Source organism: Pontibacillus yanchengensis (assembly GCF_009856295.1).
Classification (GTDB): domain Bacteria; phylum Bacillota; class Bacilli; order Bacillales; family BH030062; genus Pontibacillus; species Pontibacillus yanchengensis_A.
On record NZ_WMEU01000003.1, the window covers coordinates 236,556 to 254,856 of the forward strand.

The window sequence follows — 18,301 nt, forward strand, 5'->3', positions numbered from 1 at the left end:
CACTACTACCAAAACCGAGATGAGGGACCTGTCCCCGCATCTCACGCCATCACCAACCTAAAGATTTGTCGTGGGCGGCCACGGGAGGTGATTTTTTCTGTTCCAATTACTTCTATTAGTTCAGCGTCCAGCCATTGCAGCAGGATGCGGTGGGCGCTGCGGGTGGTGATGCCAAGCAAAGAAGCAAGCTCCTGTGCAGTAAATTGATTGAGGTTTTTCCGATGAATCAAAGCGAGCAGTTTCGTCATATAAGAAGGCGAGGTTCCCGCTTTCCTGGCGCTCTCCAGTAACGTTTGATCAGTCACGGCAAGCTCATACGTAAGTGGTGGCCCCATTTCCACAGGACCAATCACGCTTTTATCCTCACGAACGATGAAGCATGTGCTCGTGCCATATTCCTGTGCCTGCGCTAGTGCAATGCGGGCGTGATGTCCAGCTTCTCGCGATGAAAATCCAAAGCCTACGCCAATGCTGAGAGACAGGTGGAGTTTCTTTTTCGTTTCCTCTAATAACGGCATGTATTTGTAGCCTTCGGTGACCCGCTCAAACACACCGCGAGTAGTCACAAATAAGTATTCTTCCCGGTTTAATTCCGTCAAATACCCTTCTAATTGTTCAATATAATCAAGCAATACCCGGTGAAGCTGCAGATTCAAGCGCTGGATTCCTGTCTCCGAATGTTCCTTCGCGACTAACTTGTCATATTCATTGATCCGGACGATGCCGAATACGATTTGCGATTCCCGATTTTTCCTCGTATTGGTCGAAAGCAGGGCGCGCTCCAGAGCGACAGCGATATCCTCTTCCGTTGGTAGTACCCACTCGACCACCACGCCATCCGCTTCCAACGCTTCTGCCACCAGTTTTATGCCCGTTAATACAGCTCCCGCGTTCCCGCTTGCTACTTGCTCTTTATGAAATCGGAGGATATGCTCTTTTTGGTCTATAGAAGGCAAATCTTGATACGGAAAAAAAGTAAACGCTTCGCCTAGCTCGTTGGCCGCTGTTTGGCAATTTGTTTCCTGCAGAGAATCAATGGAGATGCCTGTAAGAGGTTCCGCTTTTTTGTGGTTCAATCTATATAAGGCTCGATATAGGCTGGACCCTTTTAATGGGATGTAGTGTGCTGGAATGTGTGCGGGGATGTCGTTTTTCGATAACGTATAAGGGAGGTAACCGGAGTAAAAGAGAACTTCGACATTCTCTTCTGCAATCAGTTGTTTCGTGAAGAGTGGAGCGTCATAAATATTACCAGAAACCCGGTACTCGGCCTCGAAGTTCGGAAAGGAAGCCAGCACGGTTTTTATTTTCTCGACGATATCCTCCGGTCCAATTACGCCAATTCGAATCGTTACACTGGTCATCCTTCTCCAACCTCCTATGTTCAGTTTATGTTTTCCAAACGGGTAAGTGGTCTGCTACAAACGCATCATCTGTTAAATGAGGATACTCTCGATAAATACGATCGATCTCCTCAGCTTGCCCAGGACTTAACACTTCGTCAGGGGATAAGCACCATGCTCCTTTTAACAAACCTTGGCGAGCCAAGACTTCGTTAATGCCAGCGATACACCCTTTGAAATCGTGTTTTGCATCAAATAAAACGGCGTTCGTTTCGGTAACCTGTTGAGCAATAGTCAGTAATTCAGATGGAATCGTCTGGTTTTGTCGTGCAAATGTTAGTTGCTTAAACAGCTCCACAGCTTGTGTGGTCCAGACCGCCCAATGACCAAGTAAGCCGCCGACTATACTTTTCTCCACCAGTTCACCATGAACCGGGAAGCGATACGTGGTAAGTAAATCGCTCACAATCGTGTCATCATTGCCTGTATATAATGCTATGTCGTCCCGTCGATTCGAATGACAAACCGCGCGGGCGACATCAATCGTCTGATAGCGGTTGAATGGCGCCATTTTGATAGCGTGTACGTTTGGAATGTCGGCAAAGGCGCGCCAAAAATCATAGGAGAGCACGCGGCCACCGACGGAAGGTTGCAAATAAAAGCCAAATACAGGCATCACTTCCGCAACAGCCCTGGTTCGTTCTATAAGTTCTTCTTCACTCAGCCGCTGTAATCCTCCCATGCTTAACAATCCTAGATCATATCCTAGTCCTTTCGCTAATTTTGCTTCCTCGACAGCTTGTTCGGTTGGGCCACAAATGCCAGCAATCTTAATGAAAGGAAGTTTCAAATTCCGCGTTGAAATCTCCTCCATCGCTAAGGACAGGACGTATTCGTATAATCCATGTTCCCTTATTTCAAATTGCGTCGTGTGGACACCAACCGCAATGCCGCCAGCACCTGCGTCCATATAGTACCTCGTTAAGGCGCGCTGGCTTTGTTCATCTAACGTCCGATCCTCATTTAGTGCGAGGGGATGGGCCGGGATAACCGTTCCATCATGTAGCGCTTTTTTGATGTCAGCTTGTAGCATTTAATACGCACCCTTTCGTTCTTGAAAGTGGGTTGGTTTATTGATCGTTTCACCGTCATTGATGACCCATGTAGCGGTCCATTCGATCATTTCTTGAAGCGAGACGTACGGATAGCCGAATAGACGGAACGCTTCTGCAGCGTTAGAGAGGAGCGCTGTATCTTGTTCTTCTCCTACAAAAACAGGCTCCTGCTGGAACAACTCACCAAATTGCTCAGCCAAGCGTTTAATCGACACCGTCTCAGGACCAGTAATGTTTAGCATGCTTGGAGGAGTGTTGCAATGAAGCAGCGATTGAAGCGCCATTCGATTCGCATCCCCTTGCCAAATAACGTTCGCGTGCCCCATGCTAAGGTCGATGGGCTCGTTTTGATTTACCTTCTTGGCAATTTCCAATAACACACCATACCGCATATCAATCGCATAGTTTAAGCGGAACAGGAGCATCGGTGTCTTATTTTTGTGGGAAAAGTGGGTGAACACACGCTCGCGACCAAGGCAGGACTGAGCATATTCGCCAACAGGTCCAACAGCATCCGTTTCTTTGGCACCACCAGTTCGAACTGATGTAAGAGGATAGACATTTCCGGTTGAAAAAACGACAATACGTGAATTCGCAAATTTCTCTGCTACACGTCCTGGTAGAAAGGCGTTCATCGCCCAGGTGAAGTGCTCATTTCCCGTTGTGCCAAACTTATTGCCAGCCATATAGATGATGTTTTTCACATTCGGTAAGCTTAGGAGATCTTCATCTTTCAGCAGGTCAGCTGCGATCGTTTCAATTCCGGCAGCCTCAAGTTCCTGCTGCAGACTTCCAGATGAAAAACGAGACACCCCATACACCTTTTTGCCAAGCCCCCCTTGAACGACAGCTTTTTGAGCAAGCTTGGCGAGACTAGGCCCCATTTTGCCACCTACTCCTAAAATCAGAATATCGCCATCGAGTTGAGCTAAGTCATCGATCAACGCTTTCGTCGGTGTTGCCATCGCGTTTTCCACCTCTTGAACCGTTAACATGTCAAACACTCCCCTAACCAATATATATGATGTAAAAAAATTCTGAAAAATACTCTATATGTAAAGTGTATGTACCTCCCGATTAAAAGACAAGTCTTTAAGATGTCTTTAATTCACGGGATTTTTTAAGGGTTTTGATAGGTGATATTGGTGCACAAGAGATGTATATCAAGCGCTCAAAGTCTAGTTTGCTTTTCGCGCCTCTGTAAGCATCGAACCGCTGTTGCTCTCTGTGTTTCCTGTAACTTAATGCGGATTCAGGGAAGTTCTGGGCTGTAGGAGGTTCGATTAAACCCGCTGCATCATGCAGCAACATCGAACTGACCTATGTCCTGTGGGCAGCAGATTCTACGTCGCTAACCGGGCGCTTGCGCTTTTGTTGTGTCCAGCTCCAGCGCCTAGCGCCTAGCAAACTTCCTGCACCTCCGTACGATAAGTTAACATCGAATCACTTCGTTCTTCGTGTTTCCTTTATCTCCTACGGAGCCGTCCAGTTTGTACGTCGCTAACCAGGCGCTTGCGCTTTTGTTTGTGTCTAGCTCCAGCGCCTACCCCCTCGGGGTCTTAAGTAAAGCCTCTATGTGGCAAAAATCGCCACGACGAGGCTTTGCTTAAGCCTGTCGGGGGTGAACAAGGCGCTTGCGCTTTTGTTTGTGTCTAACTCCAGCGCCCAGCGCCTAGCAAACTTCCTGCACCTCTGTACGATAAGTTAACATCGAATCACTTCGTTCTTCGTGTTTCCTTTATCTCCTACGGAGCCGTCCAGTTTGTACGTCGCTAACCAGGCGCTTGCGCTTTTCTTGTGTCTTTAATGTGAGTAAAATTGCTCGTCTCGTACTTCGTGATTGAAATTGGTAATTCGCTTACATAAGATTTATTTATAAAGGAGGGGTGGCGGTATGAAAAAAATTGCGGTTATCGGAGCGGGAGCGATGGCGGAGGTGGGGCATTTTCCTCACTATCAATCTCACCCTGACACAGTGGTGTCATGTATCGTTGATCAGCGGGAAGATCGAGCGAGGTGGATGGCTGAGCGGTTTCAGGTGCCATCCTTTTATACAGATGTGGAGACCATGCTTGCTAACGAGGAGATTGACGGTGCGAGCATATGCACACCGAATAGCACGCACTTGCCAATTGCTCAGAAATTACTAGAAAACGGGATACATATCCTAATGGAAAAACCGATTGGCACGAATGTAGAGGAAGCAAGAAAAGTGGTCGAGTTTGCTCGTCACAAAAAACTCGTTTGCATGGTTGGGATGACGCAGCGGTTTCGTACAGAGGCAATGATACTGAAGCGGCTCATTGAACATGGTCGTCTTGGCACTATTTATCATGTCCGGGCCCAATATTTGCGTCGCCGTGGAACTCCTCAAGGTTGGTTTACGAATGAAGCGCTGGCAGGAGGGGGTACGATGATGGACATTGGAGTCCATGCCCTTGACCTTGCCTGGTGGCTGATTGGGGCCCCGACTGTAAAAAGTGTGACGGGTACCTTGAAGGATGGGATTGGTAATTATCATACGCTTTTTTTAAAAGGAGGCTGGAATTCTGCGGTCGCAGGGTCAGCCAAACCCATGTCAGTCGAGGACTTTGGCAGTGGTTATTTTCGCTTTGAGGGCGGTGTCACCTTAAACGTGGAAGCAAGCTGGGCAATCAATGGGCAGGAAACGGACGGCTTGTGCATAGACATATATGGTAAGGAGGGTGGCGCATCGCTACAGCCATTATGTATTTATCATGAACTGGATGGTATTTATGTAGAATCGACGCCTGTTTTCTCCAAGAATGATGTGTTGCAAGAGGAAATCTATCATTTTATTGAGTGTATGCTTCACGGAAAAGAACCGGTTAGTAGTGGTCAAGAAGGTGTAGAAGTTCTGAGGATGTTAGATGGATTAGCTCATTCTAGTCAGCGTGGTACAGAATATACATTTTAACAGGAGGGTCAGGATGAATGTTGGTGTAATTGGTACAGGAAGCATTTCAGAGCTTCATCTCAAAGGGTATGATCGACTGAAGGAAGTGCGAATTCTAGCAGTTTGCGATACGAATATGGAGCGGGCCAGAGAGAAGGCCTCCCAATTTGGGGCGGAGTATGTGTTTGAGGATTACAACCAACTTTTGGCGTTAGAGATGGTGGATGCCGTGAGCATTTGTACGTGGAATAACACTCATGCAGAGATAGCTATTGCGGCATTAAAAGCAGGGAAGGATGTGTTGGTGGAAAAACCTTTGTGTATGAGCATTGCGGAGGCGCGGGCTGTTGAAGCAGCTGTTCATGAGTCAGGTCAGATGCTCCAGGTGGGGTTCGTTAGAAGGCATGGAACGAATGCAAAGGTGTTAAAAACGTTTATCGATAATGGTGAACTTGGGGAAATTTATTATGCAAAAGCTACCTGTACGAGACGTATTGGCAATCCTGGTGGGTGGTTTGCGGATAAGGAACGTTCGGGTGGAGGCCCGCTGATTGATCTCGGTGTTCATATGATCGATCTATGCTGGTACTTAATGGGAAAGCCGAAGCTCACATCTGTCGTCGGTCACACGTACCACAAGCTAGGCAACCGCGCCAACATTGACCATCTTTCGTTTTATCAAGCAGCCGATTATGACCCAGACGTGAATACAGTGGAAGATATGGCAAATGCACTTCTTCATTTTCAAAATGGTGCTTCGATGATGGTCGATGTCAGTTTTAGTCTTCATAAAAAAGAAAATGAAGTGGCTGCTTGCTTGTATGGAGATAAGGGAGGCGCAGAGATCGAACCTAAGCTTGGGATGTTTACGGAAAAATATAATACCATGTTGAATACTACTCCTCAAATCGATAGCCTGACTTTTGATTTTGAAAATGGATTTAATAGTGAAATAGAACACTTCATCAAAAGTTGTAAACGGGAAGAAGAGCCCATCAGCCCGATTGAGGATGGGGTGGAGATGATGAAGATGCTGACAGGTATTTATGAATCAGCTTGCTTAGAGCAGGAAGTACGGTTTGATTGAGAAGTAGTGTTGGCGTAAGGTTATTCGCGAAAAACCCGGGGATTGAGATTTATCCATATGAAGTCACAAGAACGCTCGCATTATATTCGCGAAACCGCAAGACGGATCGTGTGCACAATCAAATTAAAGGGGGACACCAATATGAAAACCAGCGTGAGTATGTATAGTCTTGATCAATACGTTCAGGAGCATCACTGGGATGTATTTGATTTTATTCAATTTGCAAAACAGATCGGCTGTGATGGCGTCGAGCTATTGGATATGTATTGGTGTGAAGCAGCGGATATGTCGAGGGTGGTTGCTTGTTTAGAGCGAGAGAATATGCCTGTGGCAGCATACGATACATCAAATGATTTCGTACAACTGACTTCTCAAGAGCGGAAGCAGCAAGTCGCGAAAGTGAAGCGGGATATTGATATCGCCGCTCATTTGGATACACAGGTTGTTCGCATTTTTTGCGGGGATAAAAAGAAATGTATTCATTATAGCCAAGGTCTACAATGGATAAATGAGTGTATGCAGGAGTGCGTCGACTATGCCGAGAAGAGAGGTATACATCTGGCTATAGAGAATCATGGTTTTTTTGCAGGAAGAAGTCATCAGGTGCAGGAAATGATTGTAAATATAAATTCCCCATTCCTAGGAAGTACGTTTGATACGGGCAATTTTTTATTAGTGGAGGAGTCTCCCATTCAAGCACTTGAAGTGTTGAAACATAACGTAAAACATGTTCATTTCAAGGACTTTCTGCGAGTACCACATGACTTTACAGGGAGAACCATTCAAGGGGTGTCAGGAACAAAGTGGGTAGGGGCTGTAGCTGGTCAAGGTGAAGTGGATTTGCAACGGATTATTCACGTATTAAAGCAGGTAGGGTACACAGGCTGGTATTCTATTGAATATGAAGGCTTGGATGACTCTAAAGAATCTGTGAAAAAATCGATAGCGAAGTTGACGGCACTTGTATAACTGGAACGCTAGAAATCGTATGAAATCCTCTGCATGGGGCACGCTAGTCCACAGAAATCATTGGAGGGATAAGCATGAACGTGTTGGAGATTGATGATCAGGAGGAAGTTACCGCAACGCAACTGCAAGATGCTGCCAGAGACGAGATGGCGATACAATGTACGTTACAAAAAGCTGTGATGATTGTACGAGAACATCTATCGGTGCGAGAGACAAACGTTACGTTTCTATTGACTGACAGCTGGACAGCTAGACCAGAATGCCATCACGTTACCGAACTCCTCATCACGGAAAAGATAGGGGAAGCCAGAATGGGGAGAATCATGGAACGGATCCATCCTGTAGCGCATAAAACCGGAGCACACTCAGATGTTTTTTATGCATACATGCGACAGCTATCCTTTTCCATGAGCTGTTTTGGTCATATCAAACGTATTCATGGGATGCGAACGGAGCGTGAAGTGGAGGGCTACGACCACATGTTATCGACAATTCGGTTTGAAAATGGAGCGATGGCACAAGTGGAAATCAGTAGTACGAAAGGGCTCAAGCCAATCTATGAAATCGATATTTCTGGAACACAGGGCAATGTCCATTACCGGAATGAACCTACTGCCTCATTTCAAATTGAAATGGAAGATGATACGTCAACTCAAGTAGATCCTAAGGAAGTTAGTACGGAAACAGCTGATTTGCAGCGTATTACCTTCATGGAGCTTTTCCAGTTGATGAAACTTACAGAGCAAGCGTTTCAATCGGCGACAACCGGGCTTTCCCAGGAGGTGTAAGCGGTGAAAGTAGGGATGCTTAGTTTTGCCCACATGCATGCGTTTAGCTATGCGAAGAGTATCGTGAAAAGGCACGACGTCGAACTGATTGGTATTTTTGATGACGATGCGGAACGTGGAAGAGAAGTTAGCGACCAATTTGGTGTCCGCTATTATGATTCGTTGGACGCCTTCCTTTCGACTGACGTGGAAGCAGTCATTGTCTGTAGTGAAAACATCAAGCATAAACCATTTGTGATAGAGGCTGCACGGGCAGGGAAGCATGTATTATGTGAAAAGCCACTTGCCACCACGAAAAAGGATGCACTGGAGATGATTAATGTGTGCAGGGAGGAAGGCGTCCAGCTACAGACTGCTTTCCCTGTACGCTATAACGAGTCGATGGTAAAAGCAAAACAAGCAGTCGAGCGCGGAGAGGTTGGCGATATTTTATCAATGCGAGGTACCAATCGCGGAAAAAATCCCGGCGGCTGGTTTGTGGAAGAAGAACAATCTGGCGGTGGGGCGGTACTCGATCACACCGTGCATATCATTGATATGATGAGATGGCTGCTCGAAGATGAGATAGAGGAAGTGTACGCGGAAGTAGATACCTTTTTTGCAGAGAAAGCGATTGATGACGCTGGGTTAATGACACTTAAATTCAAAAACGGCGTGCTCGCCTCCCACGATCCAAGCTGGTCACGAAGCGCTACCTTTCCTACTTGGGGCGATGCTACAATCGAAGTAATCGGAACAAAAGGAAGAATCTATGCCGATGCATTCGCTGATTATCTTCATGTGTATTCCAATGAAACGGGCTATTCGCAACCTTTTGTAGGACCCGATATGGATGATAGATTAGTAGAAGATTTCATACGAGCAGTAAAAGAAGATAAAACCGTAACGATTACAGGCGAAGACGGCATGCACGCCATGAACGTCGCCCTCGCCGCCTACCGTTCAGCGAAGCTCCATCAGGCAGTGAAAGTGGAGGAAATAGGTGGGTAGGGAAGCTGAGCGTATCGGGGGGCGATACGCTCTTATCGGGTGGTAGACCCATGCATGTCAGGGAGAGACCTGCGCATATCGGTGGGCGATACGCTCTTATCGGGTGGTAGACCCACGCATGTCAGGGAGAGACCTGCGCATATCGGTGGGCGATACGCTCTTATCGGGTGGTAGACCCACGCATGTCAGGGAGAGACCTGCGCATATCGGGGTGCGATCCGCGCATATCAGGGTGGGACCAACGCATATCGGAGGGCAACACACCCATTTCAGAAGCGAGCTAACCTCCTTATCAAGTTATCGAACTAAAAAACGAAGTTTTCTACATACCACGAGAAGGGGGAGAGGGGGTGGCTAGTTATGAAAAGACATTGAAGTATGATGGAGTGCACCTCATTGTTGGTATTTTAATTTTTGCCATATTCCAGGGATTTTTCAGGCCTGTTTTATTACTTTATATTTTGTTTGCGCTTCGGTTTTTGGAGAAGTGGTCTATTTGGAGAGTGATAAAAGGAGTTGCTATAGTAGCATTCATAATGTAAGAGTCTGAAGGGATTAGATGGTTTGGGGATGTTTTCTTGTCTTGATTTGCCTAATGGATACGAAGGCTTTCATTTATAGGTTCAGCCTTCGAGTCTTTCTTGTACAATCAGTCCAATAGTTATCAGTGTGAAAAGCAGAATGGAAGCACTAATAGAGAAATACCATTCTATTTTTTTTGATGATCTTTAACACGACGAATACCTGATAAAGCTATTATAGAAGATAACAAGATCCCCATTAATTCCGTATTGTTAGCAGCAAATTCATCGTCATTAAAAACATAAATAGATACACCAAACGTAGCAATTACCAAAAATACCATGACTATTCACATGAAATCTCTCCTCGCTTTGGGTTGAAAGGTAGATAAGAAATAAGGCGAAAATCTATGTATTGTGCATATAGTAACACACGAATTAACCTTCCTGTATGTTTTCATTTAGAAATAAATGGGTATTGTCTTTACTAGAATAAACGAAGTATAGGTGATACGGGAGGCATACAGTCATGGAAGAACAACAAATGAAAGAAATCCTTGAAGAAGTCATCGAATCGAGCGAAGGAGAAGAGAATGCATCTGTGCAAACCGTTGTGGATACATTAATTGATCGGTTACAAACAAAAGAAGTATAATGCCGGATGCTTGAAACTAGCATCCTCTACATATAAGTAAAGTGCCTGTTTCTCTATGTTTTACACTAACGTAGAGAAACAGGCGCTTTTTTTGTGTGTTGACAGAAGATGCCAAACCCGATATTATATAAATTGTTCAATTCATTTAAGACAAATTAAACGAATTGAATAATTTATACAAAGTTGATGGAGGTGTTGCTTTTATGTCAAAGGAACTCGAGTCCCTAGAAGAGGCAAGAGACATTATGATTAGTGCGATAGCCCAAACCATGGTTATTTACGGTGTTACACCTTCTGTAGGAAGAATATATGGTGTTTTATATTTTGCTAATGAACCTATGGCTTTGGATGATATTAAAGACGAAGTAGCGATGAGTAAGGCCAGTGTGAGTAATGGGATGAGGGACCTTCTTGAAACAGAAATGGTCATTAAAGTGTGGAAAAAAGGTGATCGAAGGGACCATTTTATTGCGGAGAAAGACTTTATGAGGAATTTTTTAAACTTCTTTGTAAAGATGCTTCGGCAAGAAAGAAGTCTATTTATGAAAGCAAATGAACAAGCAAAGCCTGTATTTAAAGAACTTGCTGAGAATTCTGAATCCCAAGAAGCTAAGGAAGTAGCGCAAAAGGACTTAGAAAATTTGAATAAATCATTGGAATATTTTGAATGGACCATGCGATTAGCTAATGCGATGGAATCTGGAGAGATTTTCAATTGTTTTCCAATAAATGAACAGGACAAAAAGGAGTAATGAGCTTTGGAGTGGAGTAAAACTGCAGTTGTGTTAATTGATTTACAAAAAGAAAGTCAGTTTGGAATTAATGGACTAGAAGAGGTCATCTCAAACACTAGTAATTTAGTTGCTGAAGCTAGGGAGCATAATCTACCTATTATTTATACGAGACAAATAAATCGAGCAGATCAAGTTGGTTTGTCTAATGGGGAGCCTTTAAAAGATAACCTTACCCCTTTCTATTATTCTACTGATACAGAGGATATAGAAATTTTTGATGAGATAAAGCCTGACACGAACGATATTATTATAGATAAACATCGATGGAGCGCATTTTATGAAACTAATTTAGATTTATATCTTCGCAGTATGAATATCGAAAATCTAATTATAGGTGGCTTGGTAACGGATGGTTGCCTAATGACTTCTGTGTTTGATGCTTATTTTCGTGACTACCAAGTTAATCTCGTGAAAGACATTTGTGGAACCTCAAATGAGGGAGCTCATATGTCTTCTATATTAATTATGGCCAACTGGGTATATGATATGAAAATCTACAATACTGATGAACTTATAAAACATTTAAATGGTAAGGAGCATACATTCTGGGAAGCTTCAGCACCAGATTCTATGCAGTTTACTCCCGAAAGTATGAGGGAGATATACTCTAAATTGGATGAGAGATAGATTGAATTTACATAAGGAGGAGCTTTTATGTCTACAAAGAAACTGCTTACTGGAGTATTATTGCTATTAGTATTACTACTAACAGCATGTAATTCAAGTGGAGAAGATGCTCAATCATCAACATCTTCTGATAAAAAAGAAGATTCTAAGGATGAAACAATTGTATTTGGGGAAACGACTTGGACAAGCACACTTCTACCAACTCAGATTTCTAAACAAATACTAGAAAAAGCAGGTTATAAAGTAGAAACGAAGCAAATTAGTCAGCCATTGATTTTCAAGGGACTCCAGAATAAAGAAATCGACTTCTTTATGGATGCTTGGCTCCCACATACAGAAGCGGAACTTTGGTCAAAGTATAAAGATGACTTACAAAAGGTTGCAACTAGCTATGAAGACGTCCCATTAGGTTGGGTTGTTCCGGAATATGTTGAGGAGAGCACTATTAAAGATTTAAAGGGGAAGGCATCTAAATTCGACGAACGTGTTGTTACCATTGCAGCTGGAGCGGGAATTGTAGAAATTTCTAAACAGGTTATAAATGATTACGGACTAGAGAATTATGAATTGATAAAATCTGGTGAGGCTACGATGATAGCTACTTTAGATGATGCAATTGAAAAAGAAGAACCTATTATCATCACTGGATGGAGACCTCACTCTATGTTTGCGAAATATGACTTAAAATTCCTGGAAGACTCTAAAGAGAATTTCAAAAAGGATAATGTTTACGTTCTGTCTTATAAAGGTTTAGAAAAAGACCATCCAAAAGCCTACAAGATTTTATCAGAATGGGGTATCAAAGTAAGTGAATTAGAAGAAATGATGTTAAAGTATGAGGAGGATGGAACGTCGTTTGAGAAATTAGCTGAACAATGGATTAACAATCATCAAGAGAAAGTGAATAACATGCTCGAGTCGGCAGAGGAATCCTAATTAAAAATTTGGTGCCTGCCCCCGCTGCTTTAAAGCATTACGGCAGTGGGGGGGCAGGCACCTTTTATTGCGCTTTTATAAGCCACGTCCAACTCCAGCGCCCAGCAAACTTCCTGCTCCTCCTTACGATAAGTCAACATCGAATCGCTAGCGCTCTTCGTGTTTCCTTTATCTTAAAAGAATTTTAAAGGCAGTTCGATTAAAATCGCTACGTCACGTAGCAACATCGAACCAACCTACGTCCTATAGGCCGCAGTTTGTACGTCCTAAACGGGCGCTTGCGCTTTTGTTTTACACTTTATACTTTTCCACTTGCTCCTGCAGATCCTGGGCTAATTCCGCTAGGTCTTTAATGCTAGAGGAGACTTCTTCCATGGAACTGCTTGATTGTTGGGCTGAGGCTGCAGCTTGTTCGACCCCGGCTGCTGATTCTTCTGATACGGCTGCGATTTCTTCAATGGATTGATTCATTTTCGTGCTGTTTTCGGAGATCTCGTTAAGATTACCAGAAATCGTATGAATGCGCTGTACCATTTCCGAAACAGATTGATTGATTTGATTGAAGGATTCGCCTGTGGCTTTTATTTGTTTGGAGCCTTCATCGACTTCTTTGTATCCGTCTTGAAGAGAGTTTGCAACGACATTGGACTCGTTTTGGATATTTTGTACGATAGTCGTAATATCCCCAACGGATGACGATACTTGTTCTGCTAGTTTACGAACTTCATCTGCAACAACTGCAAACCCTTTTCCATGTTCGCCAGCTCGAGCTGCTTCAATAGCTGCGTTTAAAGATAGCAGGTTTGTTTGCTCAGCAATATCGCGAATGACTTCAACGAGCTTGGTGATTTCTTGCGACTGTTTATCCAATCCTTGTACTTTTTCCGCTGCTTCTTTGACGATGGCATCGATGGTCATCATTTGTTCTACAGAGCGATTCATCATCTCACTGCCTTCTTCTGTCATAGACAGTACTTCCTCTGAAGCGTTAGCAACCTCGATGCCACCTTGATGAGCGTGTTGAATTTTTGTTGTGAAATCTTCCATCATTTCAGATAACTGAGAAGAACTATTCGCCTGGGATTCCGCACCTGAGGAAAGCTCAGTCATGGTAGACGCTATTTGTAAACTACCTTCTCGCACCTCATTTGCAGATTGAGTAAGCTCTTCACTCTGACTGGATACCGAGTGGGCTGCACCACCTACATTTTGAATGAGCGAGCGCAAGCTTTCTTTCATTTCATCTACGGATCTTGAAAGTTGGCTTATTTCGTTATGTCCTGACTGTGCGAGCGTAACTTGTAGATTTCCTTCTTCTACTTCTTTCATCTTTGCTTGCAAGTTCTTAATAGGTTTTGTAAGTCTTCTAGTGATGATAGTAGATGCAAGAATGGACAGAAGGATAACACCTAGCAAGCTAATACCAATTGGAATCAAAATAGGTGTTGCTTTTTCTGCAAATTCTGACTTGTAAACAGATCCAATGATGATGAGGTCAGAGCGTTTGTTCACAGCATACCCCATAGCTTTTTGTTCGCCTTCTAGCTCATATTCTACAATGCCGTTATCTTGATTTTGAGCAATTAAGTCCTTATAGTAACCGGCATCTGAAACGTTTTTGCCGATATTGGATTCATTTGGATGAGATAAAAACACCCCATTTTTATCTAGGATGGCTGCGTATCCTGCATCACCAATTTTGATGTTATTGATAGTGGATACCAAAGAGTCAAGGTTAATATCCACTGATACGACTCCCTGCAGTTCACCATTTTGCATGACCGTTTGGGCTGCACTAATGAGTAGTTCATCAGACCCTTCAGTACGGTATGGCTCTGTCCATATGACTTCCCCTTGTTGTTCAACTGCTGATTTGTACCAAGGTCGTTCCCTTGGGTCAAAATCAGATGATAGATTGACAGAGGCCGACATGACGATGTCCCCGTTGTTTTCCTGTCCATAATAAATATTGGTAATGGAATCATTCATGTTATCCATGTCTACAAAATTGAGAAGCATTTCTTCTTTGAAATGTTCAAAGTTTTGTAGTTTACGAGAGTTCGCTAAGTTTTGTACAACTTGTTCTTGTGTTTGAAAATATGTATCAAATGAGTCATTTAAACTTGCCATCTGTTGTTCTACGTTGTTGACTAGCTCATCGGTAGTTTGCGAAACACTAAATGTGTAGCTGACACCAGCGATGATTAAGCCTCCAACCATAATTAAGATAAGAAAAGGGAGTAAGATTTGTCGCTGAATCGTCTTATTAAAAAAGCTCCCTGGAGTTTTGCTGAACCGTTTCTTGTTTGTCTTCTTCTTCATTTCCTGAATTCCCCCTGTAATAAAAAACCCGTCCTGGCTCACACGTCATTTTAGATCCATTTCTATTCTCATACATAAAAAATCACCGAAGAACGGTGTATGGATTAGTACCATTTCGGGAGCACGGCTGCCTTGGTATTACAATGCAATACGGTAGGCCCATAGCTTTGCGCCCCTATCTTTCGCTAAGTTTGCCACTTTGGTATGAAGAAAGATGGTATTTAAAGAAAAATTACACTAACTTCTCGTGTGAAACGGATGAATGAAACTTTGTCTATATTTGTATCGGCATAAAGAATCATTTTATTAAATCATTATAGGAATTATTTAGTTTGTTTTTCTTTACTGAGAATAGATGAATAACCCTAAAAAAAGCCTCTCAAGTAGTTCATACTTGAGAGGCTTACTTTTTTACCTATTTTCTATGCTGCTTTGTTACCTTTATCCTTCTTACCATTACTCTTCTCATCTTTCTTCATAATCTTCTCTAACTCATGTTCAATCTTCTTCATCTCTTTTTCCTCTTTATCGTTATTCATCTTTTGCATAGATTTTAAAATATGGTGAACGGTAGAGTCGATGTGCTGGCTTGTGTTACCGTTTGTAGTTATAAATGATGATAGTTGCTCATCTAAAAGCTTACCAACTTTGTCAGAACCGAACATTGCTTCTAGTTCTACTAGTTGAGTGGCTACGTTCTCTAGAGTCATAGATCCGTCTAAATGATCTTCGAATAGATTGAGTGCAACAACATCTTCAGCAGAGCGGGGCATGATTTTATATTCATCGTAGTTATAGGTAAGGACACCGGTAATAGATTCATATACTTTATCTATCTCAACCAAGTCATTATCGGAATCAATGACAAAAGTGCCTTGTTCATCTTGGGCGGTGTAGTTATGGAACGCATCAACATCCGTTACTTCCGCTAGGTTTATTTTAACCAATTGACCTTCCAGTTCTTCGGAGAACTCGTTTGATGTAATGGGTTTAGCTTGTGGAATGCCTACATCTTTTTCGATGATTGTAGCATTTTGTTCGGAAGGTTGAAGTTGTAATAGGTCAAAATATTCTTCTGTTACTGCTTTAGCCTGAATGCGGTCACCAACATTAGCGCCAAGGTCTTCCGCTCGTACGACGATGCCTGCTGTTTCGTCTTGTACATAATAATTGATCTTCCCGCCAGTTGGGAAAGCCGCTGTTACGATTCCTTCTATGTTAACCCGGCTCCCAATAGTAGATTCTCGAGCTTCCTGAATAGAGACGGCAGGAATGTCTTTTACAATATCATCCGCAGAACGTGGAACTACTTTATATTGACCAAAGCTGTATGTTACATACCCAGTAATAGTGTCATAGGTTGTGCCCACTTCTAGTAGGTTTTCATCCGAATTGATTACAAAGGAACCACTTTTATCGTTTGCTTGAAAATCATTGTACTTATCTACAGACTCGACCGAAACGGTTTGTAACGATACGAGTTGACTTTCGAGTGATTCACCTAAGTCGTTAGCATCGATTAATTTAGGTTCCAGTTCACGAGCGTTTTCTTCTACAATGGTCACATCATCTGTTACGACCTGAAGGAGTCCATAATACTCCTCTGTATTTCCTGAAGCTCGAATGACATCACCAATGGATGCATTAACTGCGTCCGTACGTACAACAATCCCTGCGGTGTCGTCTTGGATATAGTAGTTTTTGTCGTCTTTTGCAATGACCGTTCCTTGAACAGCAACGTTGGACCCTTCTGGCGCATAGCGGGCATCGGCAATCTTATTGCCACGTTCAAATGCTGGCTCATATCCGGCTTGAATAGCTTCTTGTTCTGTCCAGAAGAAAATACGATTCTCCACCGGTACTTGCTCCCAATTTGCAGGTCTTACATATTGATTTGTCTCTGAATTACCTACATATTTTGAGTAGCCTTTTTGATCGTAACGTGCACGGAATTCAAAGGGTAATTCAAGTAAAGGAGTTTCTTCGCTCCAGATTCCAAAATTATTAGCCTGGGCAGTTTTTGCAGCTTGTTGGTACATTTGGTAGGTTTCCTCGCTGCCAATTGGGGCGATGAAATACGTTACAGCATAGCCCTTTTCAACCATATTTAGGTTCGTATTCAGTCCGTCAGACGTACGTATGACTTCTGCAAGCAAACGTCCGTAATCGTCCGTCACTTTTTCACTAACATCAAGGGTTACCTCATCGCCTGGTTGTAGTAATGTTTGTAGGTGTTCTGTAGCTTGTACACCGTGATATTTTTGTGAGTGATTTGGATTGGTTGTAATCAAAGAGGAGTCATATGAATCCATATGATACGTTTCAGGAGTGTCGATGTTTAAGTATCTTACGGTGTCTGCTCCCAGAATGGATGATTCAATCTTAATTGTATCCCCGTCTACAACTCTCTCAACTGTAGCTGTATATTCATCCTTTGGCTCAGGAGGCTGTACGGACTCATATTTTCCAAGGTTTGAAAAAGTGTCTTTAGGTAAAGCAATCCATTCATCGGTAGGATCGTAAGCATCAGTAACGTCTGTGTCACCAGCAAGAACTGTCTCCTTACGTACTAACGTGGTATCTTTAGTCGATGTAGCGTTCTCCGTCCATCCATCACCAGGATCTTCTCCAACTTTACCAATGGAGTCCACCACTGTACCTTGTCTTGTACTTTCGTCATAGTTTTGGAAAAGGACAACAGCATCATCACCATTAAATTCATAAAAGTAACTGCTCCCTGTAACGTCAGCTTGATCTAGAATGGCTTGGTCCGCATCGGAGTGTGCAATCACATAAACTTCACCATCTTCAAGTGTTCCTGAAAGGTTTAGCTCATTTGCGTAGCCGTCACCTGGATCTTGAGATGCGCCATTTGTAAAGGAAACAACAGTATAATCTGGTAAATCGATTGGCTCGCCTGTTCCATTGTAAAGTTCGATTGCTTTGTTGTAGCCACTTCCTTCCACGTACTCGGAAAAGATTAAAGAACTGTTTGTCTCGGCTTGGACTGGGTTAGCAATCGCTAACATACTTAAACCAACTAAAAACGACAATAAAAGTGAAAAAGCTCTTCTCATACTTTTCATACCTCCCATTAATTAACAATTTACATTCATTATAAAGGAAAATTTGTAAGGTTTTGTTTATCTATTGTAAGTTTCTGGTGAAAATTAATTTTTGGTAAAAAAATACTATGATTTTTTACTTGTTATGGTACTCAACTAAACTTTTTTATGT

General features: G+C 42.9%; 16 protein-coding genes and 1 riboswitch. Of the genes, 10 read left to right on the forward strand and 6 right to left on the reverse strand.

The window, feature by feature from the left end:
• Nucleotides 1-41 precede the first annotated feature (41 nt).
• Genes GLW08_RS11150 through GLW08_RS11160 form a run of 3 tightly spaced genes read right to left on the reverse strand, consistent with a single transcriptional unit; the run spans nt 42 to nt 3,453 of the window.
• Complete coding sequence (locus tag GLW08_RS11150; RefSeq protein WP_160848729.1) at nt 42-1,364, reverse strand: hypothetical protein; 1,323 nt, start codon at nt 1,362-1,364, stop codon at nt 42-44.
• 25 nt (nt 1,365-1,389) lie between these two features.
• Entirely contained in the window at nt 1,390-2,436 is a 1,047-nt protein-coding gene (locus tag GLW08_RS11155) for a dihydrodipicolinate synthase family protein (RefSeq protein ID WP_160848730.1), read from the reverse strand.
• Nucleotides 2,437-3,453: an NAD-dependent epimerase/dehydratase family protein gene (locus GLW08_RS11160; protein ID WP_160848731.1), complete on the reverse strand. Its 1,017-nt coding sequence runs from the start codon at nt 3,451-3,453 to the stop codon at nt 2,437-2,439.
• Between the two features lie 899 nt (nt 3,454-4,352).
• On the opposite strand from GLW08_RS11160, the gene GLW08_RS11165 reads away from it, so the two are divergent.
• The 6 genes from GLW08_RS11165 to GLW08_RS11190 all read left to right on the forward strand — a co-directional run bounded on the left by GLW08_RS11165 (nt 4,353) and on the right by GLW08_RS11190 (nt 9,751).
• Entirely contained in the window at nt 4,353-5,396 is a 1,044-nt protein-coding gene (locus GLW08_RS11165; RefSeq protein ID WP_160848732.1) for a Gfo/Idh/MocA family protein, read from the forward strand.
• A 13-nt stretch (nt 5,397-5,409) separates the two neighbouring features.
• The gene (locus tag GLW08_RS11170) at nt 5,410-6,462 is read left to right on the forward strand and encodes a Gfo/Idh/MocA family protein (RefSeq protein WP_160848733.1); all 1,053 of its coding nucleotides are present in this window, start codon (nt 5,410-5,412) and stop codon (nt 6,460-6,462) included.
• Between the two features lie 141 nt (nt 6,463-6,603).
• The gene (locus tag GLW08_RS11175; RefSeq protein ID WP_160848734.1) at nt 6,604-7,431 is read left to right on the forward strand and encodes a sugar phosphate isomerase/epimerase family protein; all 828 of its coding nucleotides are present in this window, start codon (nt 6,604-6,606) and stop codon (nt 7,429-7,431) included.
• A 74-nt stretch (nt 7,432-7,505) separates the two neighbouring features.
• Entirely contained in the window at nt 7,506-8,219 is a 714-nt protein-coding gene (locus GLW08_RS11180; RefSeq protein WP_160848735.1) for a hypothetical protein, read from the forward strand.
• Nucleotides 8,220-8,222: 3 nt separating this feature from the next.
• Nucleotides 8,223-9,209: a Gfo/Idh/MocA family protein gene (locus GLW08_RS11185; protein WP_160848736.1), complete on the forward strand. Its 987-nt coding sequence runs from the start codon at nt 8,223-8,225 to the stop codon at nt 9,207-9,209.
• 350 nt (nt 9,210-9,559) lie between these two features.
• Nucleotides 9,560-9,751 (forward strand): hypothetical protein, encoded by a 192-nt coding sequence (locus GLW08_RS11190; protein WP_160848737.1) that lies wholly within the window; start codon nt 9,560-9,562, stop codon nt 9,749-9,751.
• 167 nt (nt 9,752-9,918) lie between these two features.
• Here GLW08_RS11190 and GLW08_RS11195 read toward each other — a convergent pair whose 3' ends face one another.
• The gene (locus GLW08_RS11195; RefSeq protein ID WP_160848738.1) at nt 9,919-10,074 is read right to left on the reverse strand and encodes a hypothetical protein; all 156 of its coding nucleotides are present in this window, start codon (nt 10,072-10,074) and stop codon (nt 9,919-9,921) included.
• A gap of 185 nt (nt 10,075-10,259) precedes the next feature.
• Here GLW08_RS11195 and GLW08_RS22130 point away from each other — a divergent pair, with 185 nt between their 5' ends.
• The 4 genes from GLW08_RS22130 to GLW08_RS11210 all read left to right on the forward strand — a co-directional run bounded on the left by GLW08_RS22130 (nt 10,260) and on the right by GLW08_RS11210 (nt 12,742).
• A complete protein-coding gene (locus GLW08_RS22130) occupies nt 10,260-10,385 on the forward strand; it encodes a hypothetical protein (RefSeq protein WP_272917077.1) in 126 nt (41 codons plus the stop codon).
• 203 nt (nt 10,386-10,588) lie between these two features.
• Nucleotides 10,589-11,137: a GbsR/MarR family transcriptional regulator gene (locus tag GLW08_RS11200; RefSeq protein ID WP_160848739.1), complete on the forward strand. Its 549-nt coding sequence runs from the start codon at nt 10,589-10,591 to the stop codon at nt 11,135-11,137.
• 6 nt (nt 11,138-11,143) lie between these two features.
• Nucleotides 11,144-11,806, forward strand: a complete 663-nt coding sequence (locus GLW08_RS11205) for a cysteine hydrolase family protein (protein ID WP_160848740.1) — start codon at nt 11,144-11,146, stop codon at nt 11,804-11,806.
• A 27-nt stretch (nt 11,807-11,833) separates the two neighbouring features.
• Nucleotides 11,834-12,742 (forward strand): glycine betaine ABC transporter substrate-binding protein, encoded by a 909-nt coding sequence (locus GLW08_RS11210; RefSeq protein ID WP_160848741.1) that lies wholly within the window; start codon nt 11,834-11,836, stop codon nt 12,740-12,742.
• A gap of 291 nt (nt 12,743-13,033) precedes the next feature.
• Here the strand turns inward: GLW08_RS11210 and GLW08_RS11215 are convergent, their stop codons facing one another.
• A complete protein-coding gene (locus GLW08_RS11215) occupies nt 13,034-15,064 on the reverse strand; it encodes a methyl-accepting chemotaxis protein (RefSeq protein WP_160848742.1) in 2,031 nt (676 codons plus the stop codon).
• Between the two features lie 114 nt (nt 15,065-15,178).
• Nucleotides 15,179-15,270: riboswitch (cyclic di-GMP riboswitch) on the reverse strand.
• A gap of 216 nt (nt 15,271-15,486) precedes the next feature.
• On the reverse strand, nt 15,487-18,141 hold the full coding sequence (locus tag GLW08_RS11220) for a thermonuclease family protein (RefSeq protein ID WP_160848743.1): 2,655 nt from the start codon (nt 18,139-18,141) through the stop codon (nt 15,487-15,489).
• Nucleotides 18,142-18,301 lie beyond the last annotated feature (160 nt).